Source organism: Frigidibacter sp. MR17.14, from assembly GCF_037095735.1.
Classification (GTDB): Bacteria; Pseudomonadota; Alphaproteobacteria; order Rhodobacterales; family Rhodobacteraceae; genus Frigidibacter.
Window position 1 is genome coordinate 246,114 of sequence record NZ_JBAWKD010000002.1, and the last position, 16,392, is coordinate 262,505.

At 70.3% G+C, this 16,392-nt stretch carries 16 protein-coding genes; 7 read left to right on the plus strand and 9 right to left on the minus strand.

The window, feature by feature from the left end; translation table 11 throughout:
• Window positions 1-89: 89 nt before the first annotated feature.
• The 5 genes from V8J36_RS06325 to pcaD all read right to left on the minus strand — a co-directional run bounded on the left by V8J36_RS06325 (window position 90) and on the right by pcaD (window position 3,730).
• Window positions 90-1,154, minus strand: a complete 1,065-nt coding sequence (locus tag V8J36_RS06325; protein WP_336466430.1) for a 3-carboxy-cis,cis-muconate cycloisomerase — start codon at window positions 1,152-1,154, stop codon at window positions 90-92.
• A gap of 68 nt (window positions 1,155-1,222) precedes the next feature.
• Window positions 1,223-1,822: a protocatechuate 3,4-dioxygenase subunit alpha gene (pcaG, locus tag V8J36_RS06330; RefSeq protein WP_336466431.1), complete on the minus strand. Its 600-nt coding sequence runs from the start codon at window positions 1,820-1,822 to the stop codon at window positions 1,223-1,225.
• 3 nt (window positions 1,823-1,825) lie between these two features.
• On the minus strand, window positions 1,826-2,563 hold the full coding sequence (gene pcaH / locus V8J36_RS06335; RefSeq protein WP_336466432.1) for a protocatechuate 3,4-dioxygenase subunit beta: 738 nt from the start codon (window positions 2,561-2,563) through the stop codon (window positions 1,826-1,828).
• Window positions 2,556-2,945 carry a 4-carboxymuconolactone decarboxylase gene (pcaC, locus tag V8J36_RS06340; protein ID WP_336466433.1) on the minus strand — a complete coding sequence of 130 codons (390 nt, stop codon included), beginning with the start codon at window positions 2,943-2,945 and terminating at the stop codon, window positions 2,556-2,558. The genes pcaH and pcaC overlap by 8 nt, the downstream gene beginning before the upstream one ends.
• A complete protein-coding gene (gene pcaD, locus V8J36_RS06345) occupies window positions 2,942-3,730 on the minus strand; it encodes a 3-oxoadipate enol-lactonase (protein WP_336466434.1) in 789 nt (262 codons plus the stop codon). The genes pcaC and pcaD overlap by 4 nt, the downstream gene beginning before the upstream one ends.
• 87 nt (window positions 3,731-3,817) lie before the next feature.
• Here pcaD and pcaQ point away from each other — a divergent pair, with 87 nt between their 5' ends.
• Entirely contained in the window at window positions 3,818-4,732 is a 915-nt protein-coding gene (pcaQ, locus tag V8J36_RS06350) for a pca operon transcription factor PcaQ (protein ID WP_336466435.1), read from the plus strand.
• Between the two features lie 103 nt (window positions 4,733-4,835).
• On the opposite strand, the gene V8J36_RS06355 is transcribed toward pcaQ, so the two are convergent.
• The gene (locus V8J36_RS06355; protein WP_336466436.1) at window positions 4,836-5,639 is read right to left on the minus strand and encodes a sugar phosphate isomerase/epimerase family protein; all 804 of its coding nucleotides are present in this window, start codon (window positions 5,637-5,639) and stop codon (window positions 4,836-4,838) included.
• Window positions 5,636-7,315 carry an FAD-dependent oxidoreductase gene (locus V8J36_RS06360; protein WP_336466437.1) on the minus strand — a complete coding sequence of 560 codons (1,680 nt, stop codon included), beginning with the start codon at window positions 7,313-7,315 and terminating at the stop codon, window positions 5,636-5,638. The genes V8J36_RS06355 and V8J36_RS06360 overlap by 4 nt, the downstream gene beginning before the upstream one ends.
• Window positions 7,316-7,428: 113 nt before the next feature.
• On the opposite strand from V8J36_RS06360, the gene V8J36_RS06365 reads away from it, so the two are divergent.
• From V8J36_RS06365 to V8J36_RS06390, 6 genes are all read left to right on the plus strand, one after another.
• Window positions 7,429-8,367, plus strand: coding sequence for a LysR family transcriptional regulator (locus tag V8J36_RS06365; RefSeq protein WP_336466438.1), 939 nt, complete (start codon window positions 7,429-7,431; stop codon window positions 8,365-8,367).
• Between the two features lie 118 nt (window positions 8,368-8,485).
• On the plus strand, window positions 8,486-9,484 hold the full coding sequence (locus tag V8J36_RS06370) for a Bug family tripartite tricarboxylate transporter substrate binding protein (RefSeq protein WP_336466439.1): 999 nt from the start codon (window positions 8,486-8,488) through the stop codon (window positions 9,482-9,484).
• Window positions 9,485-9,622: 138 nt separating this feature from the next.
• A complete protein-coding gene (locus tag V8J36_RS06375) occupies window positions 9,623-10,186 on the plus strand; it encodes a tripartite tricarboxylate transporter TctB family protein (protein ID WP_336466440.1) in 564 nt (187 codons plus the stop codon).
• 1 nt (window position 10,187) lies between these two features.
• On the plus strand, window positions 10,188-11,693 hold the full coding sequence (locus tag V8J36_RS06380) for a tripartite tricarboxylate transporter permease (RefSeq protein WP_336466441.1): 1,506 nt from the start codon (window positions 10,188-10,190) through the stop codon (window positions 11,691-11,693).
• Window positions 11,690-12,538 carry a shikimate dehydrogenase family protein gene (locus V8J36_RS06385; RefSeq protein WP_336466442.1) on the plus strand — a complete coding sequence of 283 codons (849 nt, stop codon included), beginning with the start codon at window positions 11,690-11,692 and terminating at the stop codon, window positions 12,536-12,538. The genes V8J36_RS06380 and V8J36_RS06385 overlap by 4 nt, the downstream gene beginning before the upstream one ends.
• Window positions 12,535-14,421 (plus strand): bifunctional sugar phosphate isomerase/epimerase/4-hydroxyphenylpyruvate dioxygenase family protein, encoded by a 1,887-nt coding sequence (locus V8J36_RS06390; protein WP_336466443.1) that lies wholly within the window; start codon window positions 12,535-12,537, stop codon window positions 14,419-14,421. Before V8J36_RS06385 ends, V8J36_RS06390 begins: the two co-directional genes overlap by 4 nt.
• Window positions 14,422-14,728: 307 nt before the next feature.
• On the opposite strand, the gene trmB is transcribed toward V8J36_RS06390, so the two are convergent.
• Both trmB and queF read right to left on the minus strand, forming a co-directional pair.
• The gene (gene trmB, locus V8J36_RS06395; protein WP_336466444.1) at window positions 14,729-15,478 is read right to left on the minus strand and encodes a tRNA (guanine(46)-N(7))-methyltransferase TrmB; all 750 of its coding nucleotides are present in this window, start codon (window positions 15,476-15,478) and stop codon (window positions 14,729-14,731) included.
• Between the two features lie 448 nt (window positions 15,479-15,926).
• Window positions 15,927-16,391, minus strand: a complete 465-nt coding sequence (queF, locus tag V8J36_RS06400; RefSeq protein WP_336466445.1) for a preQ(1) synthase — start codon at window positions 16,389-16,391, stop codon at window positions 15,927-15,929.
• Between the last annotated feature and the right edge of the window lies 1 nt (window position 16,392).

Below are 16,392 nucleotides of genomic sequence, written 5' to 3' on the forward strand. Positions count from 1 at the left end.
TGCCGGAACGGACGGCCCCGCCCCCGGGAAGCCGTCGCGGCAGGGGTTCCCCTGCGGTCTGCGGCTTGGCGTGCATGGCCCCTGGCCCGCTAGTCGGCGTCCCCGATCCGGGTCACGCGGGCGAGCATGTCCTGCGCCGTGGCCAGCGCGCGCCCCGTGGCCAGCGCCATCTGCGGCAGCACCAGCCATTCCAGCGCCCAGGCCGCGCCCGAGCGCTCCTGTTCATGCACCAGCGCGTGATGGATGGCCGAGACCTGGACCGCGTTGAACCGCGCGAGCGTCACCAGCAGTTCCGCCGCGACCGGGTTCTGCTTGTGCGGCATCGCCGAGGAGCCGCCGCCGCCCGACATCGCGATCTCGCCGATGCCCTGCTGGGCCATCAGCGCCACGTCCTGCCCGATCTTGCCGAGGCTGCCCGAGACCAGCGACAGCCAGCCCGCGTAATCGGCGACCCCCTCGCGCATGGCGTGCCAGGCCTTCGCCGTCGGCTGCAATCCCAGCGCCTGCGCGACATGGGCCACGACCGCATCGGCGTCGGCGCCCAGCGCCCGGCGGTCACCCGAGGCGCCGCCGATCTGCACCCGCTCGACCGCCGGGCGCAGCGCGGCAAGCCGCGCGCGATGGCCCTCGAGCGGCAGCCGCCAGGGCAGCAGCCGGTCGCGCACGGTCATGCGCTCGGCCGCCTGCATCCGGGTGCGGCCCATCAGGGGAGCATCGCCGAAGCGGTCTTCGAGGCCCCTCAGCGTCGCGACCAGCGCGGTAAGGCGCGCGTCGAACAGGTCGGAGAGGTCGCGCAGCGCCAGCACCAGCGCGGTGTCGACCACGTCCTGCGAGGTTGCCCCCTTGTGCAGCGCCGCGCCGCCGCCCTGTGGCAGCAGCGCCGTCAGCTGCGCCACCAGCCGCGGGATCGGCACGCCGTCGGTGGCCATGCCGGCGGCGATGTCGTCAAGATCGATGGGCGCGGTGTCGACGATGCCGGCCACCTGCTCCGCCAGCGCCGCGGGCACCCGCCCCGTGGCGCCCAGCGCGCGCGACCAGGCCGCCTCGAAGGCCAGCATATGGGCCATCTGCCGGTCGGGCGACAGGATCGCCGCGGTCTCGGGGTCGGTGAACAGGCCCGAAAGCCAAGGGTGGTCGAAGGCGGTCGTGCCCATTGGGTCCCTCGCATGGCGCAGGGGCGGCACGGGATGCCGCCCCCGGTGGTCAGTCTGGCGATGGCAGATCAGATGTCGAGGAAGACCGTCTCGCCCTCGCCCTGCAGGCGGATGTCGAAGCGGTACCGGCCGGGGCCGGTCTTCTTCGCGATCAGGGTCTGCACGCGCGGGCGCTGCTCGATCCGGGCCAGCAGCGGGTCCTTCGAGTTGTCCTCGTCCTCGAAATAGATCCGGGTCTGCAGCCCGATGTTGATGCCGCGCGCGACGATCCACAGGCTGATGTGCGGGGCGAAGCGCTGGCCGCCGCGGCCCGTCACCGGCCCCGGCTTGACCGTGCGCAGCGTGTAGCGCCCGCTTTCGGCATCGGCGGCGAAGCGGCAATGGCCGGAGACCTTGGGGTCGGCGCCGGGCTGGCCGGGGAAGATGCCCTTGGCGTCGGGCTGCCAGCTTTCCAGCAGCGCGTCGCGCAGGGTCCAGCCGGTGCCGTCGATCACCTCGCCGGTGATCTCGATGATCTCGCCCACCGCGCCCTCGTTGATCGGGCTTTCGCCGATCTCGTGCTCATAGGCGCCGGCGTTGCCGGCATAGGTGGGCATCAGGCCGATATGGACGTAGGGCCCGGCGGTCTGCGAGGCGCTTTCCGGGAAGATGTCGAGTTTCTGGACCATGGCTCACATCCCTTCGAGCTTGTTCTCGAACATCGTCTGGCGGCGGCCGCGCAGGACGATGTCGAACTTGTAGGCAAGGAAGTCGAGCGGGCGCGACATCGCCATGTCGAGCGGCGCCACCAGCCCGTCGAGCTGCGCGCGGTTCTTGATCGTCGCCGCGATCGGGCAGCGGTCGATCAGCGGATCGCCCTCGAAATACATCTGGGTGATCAGGCGCTGGCCGAAGCTGTGGCCGAAGACCGAGACGTGGATGTGCATCGGGCGCCAGTCGTTGCCGCGGTTCGGCCAGGGATAGGCGCCGGGACGCACGGTCAGGAACTGGTAGCGGCCCTGTTCGTCGGTCAGCGTCCTCCCGCAGCCGCCGAAGTTCGGGTCCAGGGGCGCAAGGTAGCCGTCCTTCTTGTGACGGTAGCGGCCGCCGGCGTTCGCCTGCCAGATCTCGACCAGCGTGTTCGGGACGGCGCGGCCGGTCTCGTCGATGACCCGGCCATGCATCAGGATCCGCTCGCCGATCGCGGGCGCCGCGCCCTTGGACCAGTTCAGGATCAGGTTGTTGTCGAGCGCGCCGAATTTCGAATGACCGAAGGTCGGGCCGGTTTCCTCTGACGGGCCCGATTCCAGCGACAGCAGCGGCCAGTGCGGCGAGCGGGTGACGCTGGTCTTGTAGCCCGGGTCGAAGGCGTCGGGATGCATCTCGCGGTTGCGCGGGATCAGCGGCCCCAGATCTGCCAGCTCAGCCATTGTCGGTCTCCTCCATCTCGGCATAGGTCTGCTTGGCGAGCTTCAGCGCGTGGTTGGCCCGCGGCACGCCCGCGTAGATCGCGACATGCTGGAAGGCTTCCAGCACGTCCTGCTTGCTGGCCCCGGTCCGCGCGGTGGCGCGGATATGCATCGGGATCTCTTCGAAATTGCCGGTCGCGGCCAAGAGCGCCAGCGTCAGCATCGAGCGTTCGCGCTTGCTGATCGCGTCAGAGGCCCAGACCGTGCCCCAGGCGCTTTCGGTGATCAGGCTCTGGAACGGGGTGTCGAAGGGCGTCTTCTGCGCCTCGGCCCGGTCGACATGTGCGTCGCCCAGGACCGAACGGCGCACGGCCATGCCGGTGTCGTAGCGGGTGGTGGTCACGGGGTGGTCCTCCCAAGGAAAGCGGTGATGAGCGCGGCGACCTCGGCGGGCCGTTCCACGCAGGGCAGATGGCCGGCGCCGGGCACGAGGTGGAATTCGGCGCCGCAGAGCGCGGCGGTCGCGCGCACGAGGTCGGGCGGGGTCGAGCCGTCGGCATCGCCCGCCATCGCCAGCACCGGCAGGCGCAGTGCCCGGGTGCTTTCGGTCAGGTCGGCGCCGGCGATCGCCTCGCAGGCGCTGGCATAGCCCTCGGCCGGCGTGCGGATCAGCATGTTGCGCCAGAGCGCGAAGGCCGCGGGGTTGTCATCGCGGAAGGCGGGCGCGAACCAGCGTGCGAGGATCGCCTCGGCGATCGAGGCGATGCCGCCCGTGCGCACCGCATCGATCCGGGCCTGCCACATCTCGGGCGTGCCGATCTTCGCGGCGGTGTCCATCAGCACGAGCGCCTGCACCAGATCGGGGCGGCGCGCGGCCAGCCCCTGCCCGATCAGCCCGCCGATCGACAGGCCCACGAAGGTGACGCGCGTCAGGCCGAGCCCGTCGCAGATCTCTTCGGCATCCGAGACGAGCCGCGCCATCTCGCCCGGCCCCGCCCCCGCGTCGCTGAGCCCGTGGCCGCGCTTGTCGTAGCGAATCAGCCGCAGCCCCGCCGGCAGATGCGGCAGGAGCGCGTCCCAGACCCTCAGGTCGGTGCCCAGAGAATTGGCGAAGATCACCACCCGGCCGTCGCGCGGCCCGGTGTCGCACAGGTTCAGCACCCGGCCATCGGTGGTCGTGAATGGCATCGTCATCCTCCCTGCCCCTTCAATCGCATGGATCTTTCGTGGCGAAAATTATAAGTTTCGGAAAATACCATCACCTCGGGGTTATGGATGTTCGATCCGCGCCTGCGCCTGCGCCATCTGCAGTGCTTTCTGGAAACCGCCCGGCTGGGCTCGGTCTCGGCCGCGGCCGAGGCGCTGCATGTCTCGCAGCCCGCCGTGTCGAAGACGCTGCACGAGCTGGAGGGGATCCTTGGCGTCACCCTGTATGAAAAGCAGGGCCGACGGCTGGCGCTGACCCCGCCGGGGCAGATCTTCCAGCAGCATTGCGGGGCGGCGATGACCGCGCTGGGCCGGGCGCAGGACCTTGCGCGCGAGGCGCCGCGCGCGCGCAGCCGGCTGGTGGTGGGCACCCTGCCCACGGCGGCGACGGGCCTTGTCCCGCGCGCGGCGCTGGCGTTCCGCAAAACGCGGCCCGACTGCCTGCTGCGGGTTTCGACCGGGCCGAACTGGCTGCTGATCTCGCAGCTGCGCGAGGGAGCGCTCGACATGATCGTGGGGCGGATGCCCAACGCGCTCGAGGGGCTGTCCTTCCGCCAGCTCTATTCCGAGCAGATCGTGGCCGTGGTCCGTGCCGGTCATCCGCTGCTGGCCGCCCCCGATCCGATGGCCGAGCTTGGCGCGCAGATGCTGGTGCTGCCGCCGCCCGGCGCGCTGATCGCGACCACGGTGCGCGCCTTCCTGCACGGGCGCGGCATCGCCCTGCCGCAGCCGGCGTTCGAAACGGTCTCGCTGGCCTTCGGGCGGCAGGTGGTGCGAGATTCGGATGCGGTCTGGATCATCTCGCGCGGGGTGGTGGCCGAAGAGCTGGCCGCGGGCACGCTCGCCGCCCTGCCGATGCCCGAGCCGCTGCTGGGCCCGCCCGTGGGCGTTTCGCTGCGCGACCAGACCGGGCTGAACGCGGAACAGGCGGGCTTCCTGCAGGCGCTGACCGAGGCCGCGCAGGGACAGCCCGACCGGCTCTAGCGGCGCCGCAGTGCCGCGACGCGCCTTTCCGCGGGATCGACGCCAGCGGCCCGCCGGACTGCGTCGGCGACCGCCTTCCGGGCGCAGCGGACGCGCGCCGGCCTCAGACCTGCGCCAGCAGGGCGCGGGTCTGCGTGACCAGCCGGGTCAGGGCGGGCAGCGGGTCGGCGGCGGCATAGCCGGGCAGCCCCGGCACCTCGAGCCCGAGTGGCAGTCCGCGGGGCAGCGCGCGCAGGAAGGACAGCAGGTCGATCTGCCCCTCGCCGGGGATCTGCCGGCCCTCGCGCGCGGTGAACAGAAGCTGCTCGGTCGTGTAGGGCGGCGCGACGGGCGCGTCGCAGAGATGCGCGAAGGGCAGACGCGCGGGGTCGACGGCGGCCAGCCGCGCGAGGCTGGAGCCGGAGCGGTCGAAATGCAGGCTGTCGACCAGCATCCCCATCCGTGGCCCCGCGGCCTCGACGACGCGCAGGCAGGTGTCGAGGTCGGGGACAGAGGTCCAGGGGAAGAATTCCAGCACCGTTCCAAGGCCCCGCTCGGCCGCCGCGTCCGACAGCGCCGCCAGCCGGTCCGACAGCCGCGACAGGTCGGGATCGTAGGGCGCGGTGATCACCTGCGCCGCGTCCAGTGCGGCCCCGGCGTCGAGCACGGGCAGCAGCGCCGCGACCTCGGTCTCGGGCGTGATCTTCAGGAATTCGATGTCCGAGACGGTGATCCCGGTCGCGGCCAGCGCGGCGCGGGTGGCGCGCATCGCGCCCGCATCCTCCATCAACGGATAGCCGGGGCTCTCTGCCGTCACCCGCACCAGCCGCAGGCCGACCGACTGGAACCCCGCCCGCGCGGCGGCCTCGATCAGTGCCGGCGGCGGCAGGTCGATGGCGGTGAGATGGGCAAGCGAAAGCGGCGTCATTCGGGCGTGGTCCTTGCAAGGTCGCGGCCGGCGACGAAGCCGAAGGTCAGCGCCGGGCCAAGGTTAATGCCGCCGGCGGGGTAGAAGCCGGCGAAGGGGCTCGCGGCGTCCGAGCCCACGGCGTAGAGGCCCGGCACCGGCGTGCCATCGGCGCGCAGCGCGCGCGCGCGGCCGTCGGCGGCGATGCCTGCGAAGGTGCCGAAGCCGCCCGGCACGACCTCGACCGCGTGGAACGGCGGCTTCAGGATCGGGGCGACATTGGGGTTCGGCTGCTGTTCCGGGTCGCCCTGCAGGCGCATGTAGGCGGTGGTGCCGCGCCCGAAGACCGGGTCCTCGCCGCGCGCGGCGCCGTCGTTCCAGGCAGTGACGGTGGCCTGCAGCCCACCCGGGTCGATCCCGCAGGCGCGCGCCAGATCGGGGATCGTGGCCGCGGTTTTCAGGTAGCCGCGCTTGGCCCACGGCTGCCAGGGCACCGGCGTCGGGCGCACGATGCCAAGGCCGAAGCGGCGCAGGAAGCGGTGGTCGCAGACCAGCCAGGACCGCGTCGGCGCGCCCTCGGGGATCGCGCGCAGCATCGCCTCGACATAGTCGTGGTAGCCCAGCCCCTCGTTGCAGAAGCGCGCGCCCGAGGCGAGCACGCCAATCACCCCGGGCTTGCCGCGGTCGATGATGTGCGGGAAGGGCGCAACGCGTCCGTCGGGCCAGCGCACCATCGACACCGGGCACATGGCCGCGGGCTGCGCAAGGTCGGTGTCGACCGCCGCCCCCGCGTCCTCGGCCAGCCGAAGCCCGTCGCCCTGCGCGGTTTCCACGGCCAGCGTCTGGTGCTCGGCATCGCGGGGGAAAGACGCTTCCCGGCGCGCGGCGTCGCGCGGATAGCCGCCGCAGGCCAGCACCACGCCACGGGTCGCGCGGATCGTTTCGCCCCCGGCCAGCCGGACGCCGGCGACCCGGCCGTTCTCGACGATCAGCGCCTCGGTCGTCTCCCCGGTGCGGATCCGCACGCCAAGGTCGAGACAGCTGCGCAAGAGCCGCGCCGCAAGCGCGTTGCCGTTGCGCAGGTCCATCCCCCGCCCGTGACGCAAGAGGTCGCGCAGGTGGCGCAGGACCCGGCGCGTCGCGTGGGTGAAAGAGGCCAGCGAGCGGGTCATGGTCATGAAGGCGCGCAGGTCGTCGCCGGACTGGATGGTCATGCCCCAGAAGGTGGTCTCGCGCACCGGCGGGCGCAGCAGCATCAGCGCCGGGCCAAGGCCGCGCGCGTCATAGGCCCGCGCGATGACCGAGCGTCCGCCCATCCCCGCCCCCGGCTGCTGGCCATAGGTGTCGGGGATCTTCAACCCGCCGTCGAAGACCAGCGCTGTGTTCTCTTCGAAGAAGGCCACCATCTCGGGCGCGGCGGCAAGGAAGGCCTCGGCCCGCTCGGCGCGATAGCGGTTGCCGAGCACGGCGCGCAGGTAGTCGCGGGGCGCCGCCGGGTCTTCGACGATGCCGGCGCGGATCGCCACGGGGTTGCGCGGGGCCCAGATCCAGCCGCCCGACCAGGCGGTGGTGCCGCCGACGACCGCGGCCCGTTCCAGCACGATCACCGAGGCCCCGTGATGGGCGGCACTGACCGCCGCCGCCAGTCCCCCGGCCCCGGCGCCGATCACCACGACATCCGCCAATGCGTCACTCATTGCTGCCCCCTCCGTCCGCGGCGACCATCCGGGGCACTGCCGTTAACGTCAATTACAATATTGTCGAAATACGTAACCTGACGTTAACTGGTCGCGAGGGAGGACAGTCCATCATGCGCGAAGTCACGTTCCGCCAGATCGAGGTCATCCGCGCCGTCATGCTGCGCGGAACGATCAATGGCGCGGCCGAACAGCTTGGGGTCTCGGCCCCCGGCGTCAGCCGACTGATCAAGCATACAGAGGAATCGCTCGGCATACGCCTGTTCGAGCGGCGCGGCGGGCTTTTCATTCCCGCGGTCGAGGCGGGCGCGTTCTTCGAACAGCTGCGCGAGGTCTACAAGGGGGTCGAGAACCTGCAGCGCTCGCTGACCGCGCTGAACGAGGGCAAGGGGGTCGAGCTTGCCTTCGCCTCGGCGCCCTCGGTCGCGCAGTTCATCGCCGCACGGGTGATCCGCACCGTGCGCGACCGCTATCCCGACCTGTTCCTCGACCTCAACATCCTGAAGATCGAGGAGACGCTGGACTACCTGATGCTCGAGCGCGGCGAGTTCGTGATCATGAGCTCGAGCGTCCCGAACCCCGGGATCGAGAACGAGGAGCTGGCGCAGGGCCGCATCGTCGCGATCCTGCCCGAAGGGCATCGCCTTGCGGCGCAAGAGACGGTTTCGGTCCACGACCTTACGACCGAGCGGCTGATCGGCATCGACCCCGGCGATCCCTACGGCCGGCAGATCAGCGAGGCCTTCCGCGATGCCGGCATCGCCCCGCGCCACTCGATGCGCGGCCGCTTCGCGCAGACCCTCGTCAGCCTGGTGCGGCACGGACTGGGCGTCGCGCTGATCGACGAGTTCTCGGTGGCCGAGGTCTACATGCCCGGCCTCGTGCGCCGCCCGCTGCGCGAAGAGGCCTATGTGAAGATCTACGTGGTCACCAAGAAGGGTCGCGTCCTGTCGAATTTCGCGGAATTCACCATCCGCCAATTCCGCAGGGAGCTGGCCGAGGCCGGGACACACTGGTCCGGTGACCGTCTGCGACGGCCGACGCCAAATTAACTCAACGTTACGCACCAAGAAGAATTTATATTTGACGTTACGAGCGTTCCAGCCGAGATCTGGGTCAGGGAAGGACGCGCCGGGGGGCGCGTTTCGAGGACATACGGGAGGACTGACGATGAAACACGCGTTTCTCGGCGCCGTTTCGGCATTCGTGATCGGAGTGACGGCGGCACAGGCGGCCGACTATCCGACGAAAGAGATCCAAGGGATCATCCAGTGGGGGGCCGGCGGCTCGACCGATACGGTCATGCGCTCGGTGACGCCGCATGCCGAAAAGGTTCTGGGCGGCACCGTCGTCATGCAGAACGTCACCGGCGGCGTCGGCGCGATCGCGCTGAACCAGGTCGCCAACGGCAAGGCCGACGGCTACAGCCTGCTGATGGGCGCGGAGAACCCGCTGCTCTACAAGGTCATGGGCCTGGGCGACAAGGACTACAGCGACTTCACCCCGATCAGCATCCTCGCCCGCGGCACGCCGATCCTGGTCGCGAACAAGGACGCGCCCTTCGACGACTACGCCGGCATGGTGAAGTACATCCACGAAAACCCGGGCGAGCTGCGCCTGGGCGCCACCGGCCCGGGCGGCCTGCCCTCGGTCGTCACCGCGATGATGAACACCGTCGAGGGCAAGCTCGACGTGATCTCGGTGCCCTATGACGGCGACGGCCCGGCGCTGACCGCGCTGCAGGGCGGGGCGATCGACGTGATGCCCGCGGTTCTGGGCGCCTCGATCGAGGGCATCCGCGCCGGCACCATGAAGCCGCTGGCGATCTTCGACGTGAAGCCGAACGAGAAACTGCCGGAGGTCCCGGCGGTGACCAGCTTCAACGAGGGCTACAGCAAGTACCTGCCCTGGGGCCCGTTCTTCGGCGTCTTCGTCAAGAAGGGCACGCCGGACGACGTGGTGGCCAAGCTGCAGGCCGCCTATGCCGAGGGCGCGAAGAACCCCGACTTCGTCCAGTTGATGGATGCGCGCGGCTTCTCGATGCTGTCGCTCTCGGGCGACGAGGCGCAGAAGTTCCTTGACGGCTGGCAGTCCTCGACCGCCTGGCTGCTGCAGGACGCGGGCCTGACCAAGGCCTCGCCCGAGAAGTTCGGGATCGCCAAGCCCTGACCCTGACCTGACCGGCCTCCGCGCGGGGCCGGCCGATCCCGGGCGCCGACGATCTCGCAGGAGAGGCGGCGCCCTTTTCTTTGGAGCGGACCGAGACCGCCGCCGGCGCGGCAGGGCACGGCCCCTGGGGGAACGACCATGACCACGATCGACAACGAACATCACGACGGCCACTCGGACGCGGCTCCGGGCGGTTACGAAGGCCGCCGCCGCCCGGGAGAGCTGGTCTTCACCCTGCTGCTGGCCGCCTTCTCGGGCGTGCTGCTTTGGGAGGCCTATGGCATCTCGGGCTTCGAGGCGCTGTCCTCGCCCGGCGTGATCCCGATGGCCACCAGCGCGATCATGCTGATCACGGTGCTGATCGTGCTGGTCCGCACCCTGCCGCTGCCGCGCGTGACCACCGAGACGATCGCCAAGGACATCTTCCCGCCGGCGGTGATGATCGTCACCCTGCTGCTGGTGCTCTACTCCATCGCGCTCGAGCCGCTGGGCTTCCTGCCGACCTCGGCGATCTTCATGATCGCGGCGGTCAAGATCCTGTCGCGGCGCAGCCTGCTGTGGGCGGTGACCGGCTCGCTGGTGACGCTGTTCATCGTGTGGTTCGTGTTCCGCATCATCTTCTCGGTGCTGATGCCCGCCGGCATCGTGCCCGAGGCCGAGATGATCCAGTTCTTCCGCAACCTCTTCCACGGAGCCGCCTGACATGGACGCGTTCTGGGCCTTCCTCACGGTGCTGACCGATCCCCAGCTGTTCCTGCTGGTGGGCGTGGGCACCTTCGCCGGCATATACGTCGGCGCCATTCCCGGCCTGTCGGTGTCGATGGCCGTGTCGATCCTGATCTCGTTCACCTTCTCCTGGGACGTGAACCCGGCGATCGCGCTGATGATCGGCATCTACATGGGCGGCGTCTACGGCGGCTCGCGCACCGCGATCCTGCTGAACATCCCCGGCGCGCCCTCGGCGATCGCCACCGCGCTCGACGGCTATCCGATGGCCCAGCGCGGCGAGGCCGGAGAGGCGATCGGCGTCACCTGCGTGATGAGCTTCATCGGTGGCGGCATCGGCATCCTCGTGCTGGCGCTGGCCGCCCCCTGGGTGTCGAAATTCGCGCTGGCCTTCCAGCCGCGCGACTACATGCTGCTGGCCGCGCTGGGCATCCTGCTGGTCGGCTCGCTCTCGACCGGCTCGCTGGTCAAGGGCATCTTCGCCGGCGCGCTCGGCATCGCGCTGGGCGCGGTCGGCCGCGACCCGCTGACCTTCACCCAGCGCTTCACCTTCGACCTGCCACAGCTGGACTCCGGCATCTCGTTCATCGCGGTGATGATCGGCATGTTCGGCGTGTCCGAGGCGCTGCTGCAGCTGCATGACATCGACAAGACCGCCGTGCGCCAGAAGCTGAGCCGCATCGTCCCCTCGCTGGGTGCGGTGAGGAAGCACATGCCGCTGGCCTTGCAGACCTCGACGATCGGCGTGATCATCGGCGCCCTGCCCGGCACCGGCGGCGACATCGCGGCGCTGATGGCCTACGACCATGCCAAGCGCGTGACCAAGAAGCCCGAAGTGCCCTTCGGCAAGGGCGCGATGGAAGGGCTCGTGGCCCCCGAAAGCGCCAACAACGCCGCGGTCGGCGGGGCCTTCATCCCGATGATGACGCTGGGCATCCCCGGCGACGCGGTGACCGCGATCATGATCGGCGCGCTCTACATCCACGGCCTGAACCCCGGCCCGATGCTGATGATCGACCAGCCGCACATGTTCTGGTTCATCGTCGGCGCGCTGGTGGTGGCGAACGTCTTCATGCTGATCTTCGGCCTGACTGGCGTGAAGGTCTTCACCAAGATCGTGCAACTGCCGCGCCCGATCCTGATCCCGGGCATCCTGCTGCTGTCGATCGTCGGCGCCTACGCCGTCAACAACTCGCTCACCGACGTCTACTGGATGATCGGCTTCGGGGTCTTCGGCTACTTCATGCGCCACTACGGCTATCCGCTGGGCCCGGTGATCCTGGGCGTGATCCTGTCGCGCCTGCTTGACGACAACTGGCGCCGGGCGATCATCTCGGAACGCGAGGACATGGGCCGCTTCTTCATGGGCATCCTGTCGAGCCCGCTGTCGCTGACGCTGTTCGTCGCCGTGATCCTCGTCTTCGTGTCGCAGACCCCGGCCTGGGCGCGCGCCAAGAAACGCCTTCTCGGAGAGACCGCATGACCGCCCAACTCAAGCTCGGCCTGATCGGCGACAACATCGCCGCCTCGCGCTCGCCGCGGCTGCATCAGATCGCCGGCGAGCAGAACGGGATCGCGGTGACCTACGACCGCCTCGTCCCGCTGCAGATGGGGCGCAGCTGGGACGAGATCCTGGCCGCGCTGCCGGCCGAGGGCTATCGCGGCACCAACGTGACCTATCCCTACAAGGAGAAGGCTGCCGCGGTGGTGCGCATCGACGACCCGCTGGTCGCGGCGATGGGCGCGGTGAACACCGTGATCTTCGAGGCCGACGGCCCGCGCGGCTTCAACACCGACCATTCCGGCTTCATGGCCGCCTATCGCGGCCTGCGCGGCGAGACGCGGCCGGGCGTGGTCGCGATGATCGGCACCGGCGGTGTCGGCCGCGCCGTGGCCTTCGGGCTGCTGGGGCTCGAATGCACCGAACTGCGGCTGGTCGACCGCGACCCCGCCCGGGCCGAGGCGCTGGCGCGCGATCTGCGTGCCGCCGCCCCCGGCGTGACTGTCACCTGCCATGCCGACGCGGCCGGGGCCGTCGCCGGCGCCGAGGGCGTGATCAACTGCACGCCCGTCGGCATGGTCGGCTACGAGGGCACGCCGGTGCCCCGCGCCGCACTTGCCGGCGCGGGCTGGGCCTTCGACGCGGTCTACACGCCCGAGCACACCCAGTTCCTGGCCGATGCCCGGGCCGAGGGGCTTGCCATCCTGTCGGGATGGGAGCTGTTCTTCTGGCAGGGCGTCCACGCCTGGACGCTGTTCTCGGGCCTCGACCTCGACCGCGACGCGCTGCGCCGGTCGCTGCGCGCAGAGGAGGCACGGGCCGCATGAAGACCTCGATCGCCACCGTCTCGATTTCCGGCACCCTGCCCGAGAAGCTCGACGCCATCGCCGCCGCCGGTTTCGACGGGATCGAGATCTTCGAGGCCGATTTCATCGCCGATGAGGGCAGCCCGCGCGACGTGGGCCGCCGGATCCGCGACGCCGGGCTCGACATCACGCTGTTCCAGCCTTTCCGCGACTTCGAGGGCCTGACCGGCGCGCTGCGCGCCAAGGCCTTCGACCGGGCCGAGCGCAAGTTCGACCTGATGAACGAGCTGGGCACCGACCTTGTCCTGTTCTGTTCGTCCTGCCACCCGGCCGCGCTCGGCGGCATCGACCGCGCCGCCGACGACTTCCGCGAGCTGGGCGAACGCGCCGCGGCGAAGGGCATCCGCGTAGGCTTTGAGGCGCTGGCCTGGGGCCGCCATGTCAACGACCACCGCGACGCCTGGGAGATCGTGCGCCGCGCCGATCATCCGAACATCGGCGTCATCCTCGACAGTTTCCACACGCTGGCGCGCGGCATCGACCCCGAGACGATCCGGCGCATCCCCGGCGACAAGATCTTCTTCGTCCAGCTGGCGGACGCGCCGAAGATCGAGATGGACCTGCTCTATCTCTCGCGCCACTTCCGCAACATGCCCGGCGAGGGCGATCTCGATGTGCTGGCCTTCACCCGCGCCGTGGCGGCGGCGGGCTACACCGGGCCGATCAGCCTCGAGATCTTCAACGACCAGTTCCGCGGCCGCAACGCGCGCTCGACCGCCAAGGACGGTCACCGCTCGCTGGTGGCACTGATGGACGAGGTGCGCCGCACAGAACCCGGCGCGCTGGTCGACCTGGCGCCGATGCCCGCCCCTGCCCCGGTGCTGGGCACCGAATTCGTCGAATTCGCCACCCGCGCCGACGAAGCAGAGGAACTGCGCGCCACGCTGTCCTCGATGGGCTTCGAAGAGACCGGCCACCACATCGCCAAGGAGGTCTCGCTCTGGCAGCAGGGCGGCATCCGCATCGTGCTGAACGCGCAGGCCGGCGATTTCGCGGCCTCGGCCTACAACATGCACGGCACTTCGGTCTGCGACGTGGGACTTGGCGTCGCCTCGGCCCGCGACACCGCCGCGCGCGCCGTGGCGCTGGGGTCGGAACCCTTCGCCCAGCCGCTGGTGCCGGGCCAATTCGAGATCCCGGCGATCCGCGGCCTTGGCGGCTCGGTCCTGCATTTCCTCGACGAGGGAGAGGGGCGCGAGAAGGTCTGGTCGCAGGAGTTCGGCGCACCGGGCGCGGGGCCCGCGGGCACCGGTCTCACCCGGATCGACCACCTCGCGCAGACCATGTCCTACGAGGCGATGCTGAGCTGGTCGCTGTTCTACACGACGCTGTTCGACATGGCCCGCACGCCGATGGTCGACGTGATCGACCCCGACGGGCTGGTGCGCAGCCAGGCGCTGCGCACGCCCGACGGGCAGTTCCGCATCACCCTGAACGGGGCCGAGACGCATCGCACGCTGGCGGGCACCTTCCTTGGCGAAAGCTTCGGCGCCCCGGTCCAGCACATGGCCTTCGCCACCGACGACCTTTTCGCGACGGCGGCGGCGATGGCGGCGCGAGGGTTCGCCTCGCTCCCTATCCCGGGCAACTACTACGACGACCTCGCCGCGCGGTTCGAAATCGCGCCCGAAGACCTCGACCGGATGCGGGCGGCGAACATCCTGTACGACGAGGATGCGCAGGGCGCCTTCCTGCAGCTGTACTCGCGGCCCTTCGGCAACGGCTTCTTCTTCGAGATCGTCCAGCGCCGCGGCGGCTATGACGGCTATGGCGCGCCCAACGCGCCGTTCCGCATCGCCGCGCAGAAGCGCTTCATGCGCCCGAAAGGCGTGCCCCGCGCCTGACGGGCGGCCATAGCCACGGGAGGCGCGACCACGCGGCCGCCGGCGCTTATGCGGGTTGGCGCCGGTGGCGATGTCGGAAGGTCGCCGCCGCGATGGCACCATGCCGGCGCAACGCGCCTGAAGGCCGCCGCCCGCGCCCTGCTCCGCGTCCTCGCGGCCCCGCGCCGGGGCCGTTCCGGGCGGCGGCCTCGGGACAGAGACATCGCAGCGGGTCGGAACCCGGACGCCTCCCGGTCCGGTCGGCATGACGGCGATGACGCGCGCATGGGCTGGGCATCGCCCGGCAGCGTCGCGCCGGGCCCGAGTCTCAGACCTTCTGGAACGTGGCGTAGTCCGGCACCCGCCCCTCGCGCAGGGCCTTTTGCTCGTAGCGGGTCGAGATCCAGTCGTCCCAGGCGGTGCCGGAATGCGCGGTCAGCCGGAAACCGGCCTCAGGCACCTCTTCCAGCGTCTGGCGCATGTAGTCGGGGATGTCGGTCGCGACCCGGAACTCGGCCCCCGGGGCCATCGCGCGGTGCAGCGGCAGCAGGTGCTCGGGCGTCACGAAGCGGCGGCGGTGGTGGCGGCGCTTCGGCCAGGGGTCGGGGTAGTTCAGGAAGGCCTTCGCCACCCCCCCCGCGGGCAGCACGTCCAGAAGGTCGCGCGCGTCGCCCGGATGCACGGCAAGGTTCGTGACCCCGGCGGCGCGGATCTTGCCCAGCAGCATCGCCACGCCGTTGATGAAGGGCTCGCAGCCGATGATGCCCACCTGCGGGTTCAGCGCGGCCATGTGCACCAGATGCTCGCCGCCGCCGAAGCCGACCTCGACCCAGACCGGGCGGTCGTCGCCGAAGAAGGCCGCGGGGTCGAACGGCAGCCGCTCGGGGTTTTCCTCGCGGGTGATGCCGCGCGGGCGCAGGTGTTCGAGATCGTCCTCGAGATAGCCGCGCTGGCTGTCGCGCAGGGTCTTGCCGGCCCGCCGGCCGTAGAAGTTGCGCCACTCGCCCTCGGCCGAGACGGAAGACTTGCCCACCGGGATCCCCGGCAGTTTGCGGTCGTCGTCGGTCTGTTCGGTCATGCGCAAAGGCCTCGGAGCGGAAGGATCCGGGGCCTCTAGTCCGCCCGAGCGCACCGGGTCAAGCCCGTGGCTGCGAAAGCCCGGCCCGCGGGCGCGGATATGGCGAAAACACAGGGAATGTGGATCCCCGGCGAGGGGCCGGGCACGACCGCTCGGGCGCAGGTCAACGGCCTTCGCAGGCAGGGCGAAGGAGGCAGAACGGGGCCCGCTGGGGCAATCGCGCGCGGCACCGGCAGCCCGGAATGGGGCAGCCCGCCGGGGATCGGCTCAAATCTTCGGTACAATGTGCTTGGAACAACACGCGGCCCTTGCCGCATTCCGGGGATAGCAGCCGGCGGCGAGTCGAAAAAGATCGGGGGGCTGACCTTTCGCCCCGCGCATCTTTTGTGCGACCGCAGACCAGACTGCAGACCGGTTCGCAGACGGGGCCGTGCGCTCGGCCCCGGGCTCAGCCGCGGCCGCGGTAGGGCGGGACGCCCTGCTCGGGGATCCAGGCGCCCTCGGGCGGGACGCCGGTCTGCCAGAAGACGTCGATCGGGATGCCGCCGCGCGGATACCAATAGGCGCCGATCCGCAGCCAGACCGGGTCCAGCAGCGCAACCAGCGTCTTCGCGATCTCGACCGAACAGGTCTCGTGGAAGGCGCCGTGATTGCGGAAGGAGCCGAGGTAGAGCTTCAGCGACTTGCTCTCCACCAGCCAGTCGCCGGGGATGTAGTCGATCATCAGATGCGCGAAGTCGGGCTGCCCGGTCAGCGGGCAGAGCGAGGTGAACTCGGGCGCGGTGAAGCGCACGCAGTAGTTCGCGCCCGGATGCGAGGCCGGCACCCGTTCAAGCACCGCCTCTTCCGGCGAGGCGGGAAGACCGACGTTCGCACCGAGCTGCGTCAGTCCCGAGACATCGGTCTTCGCCATG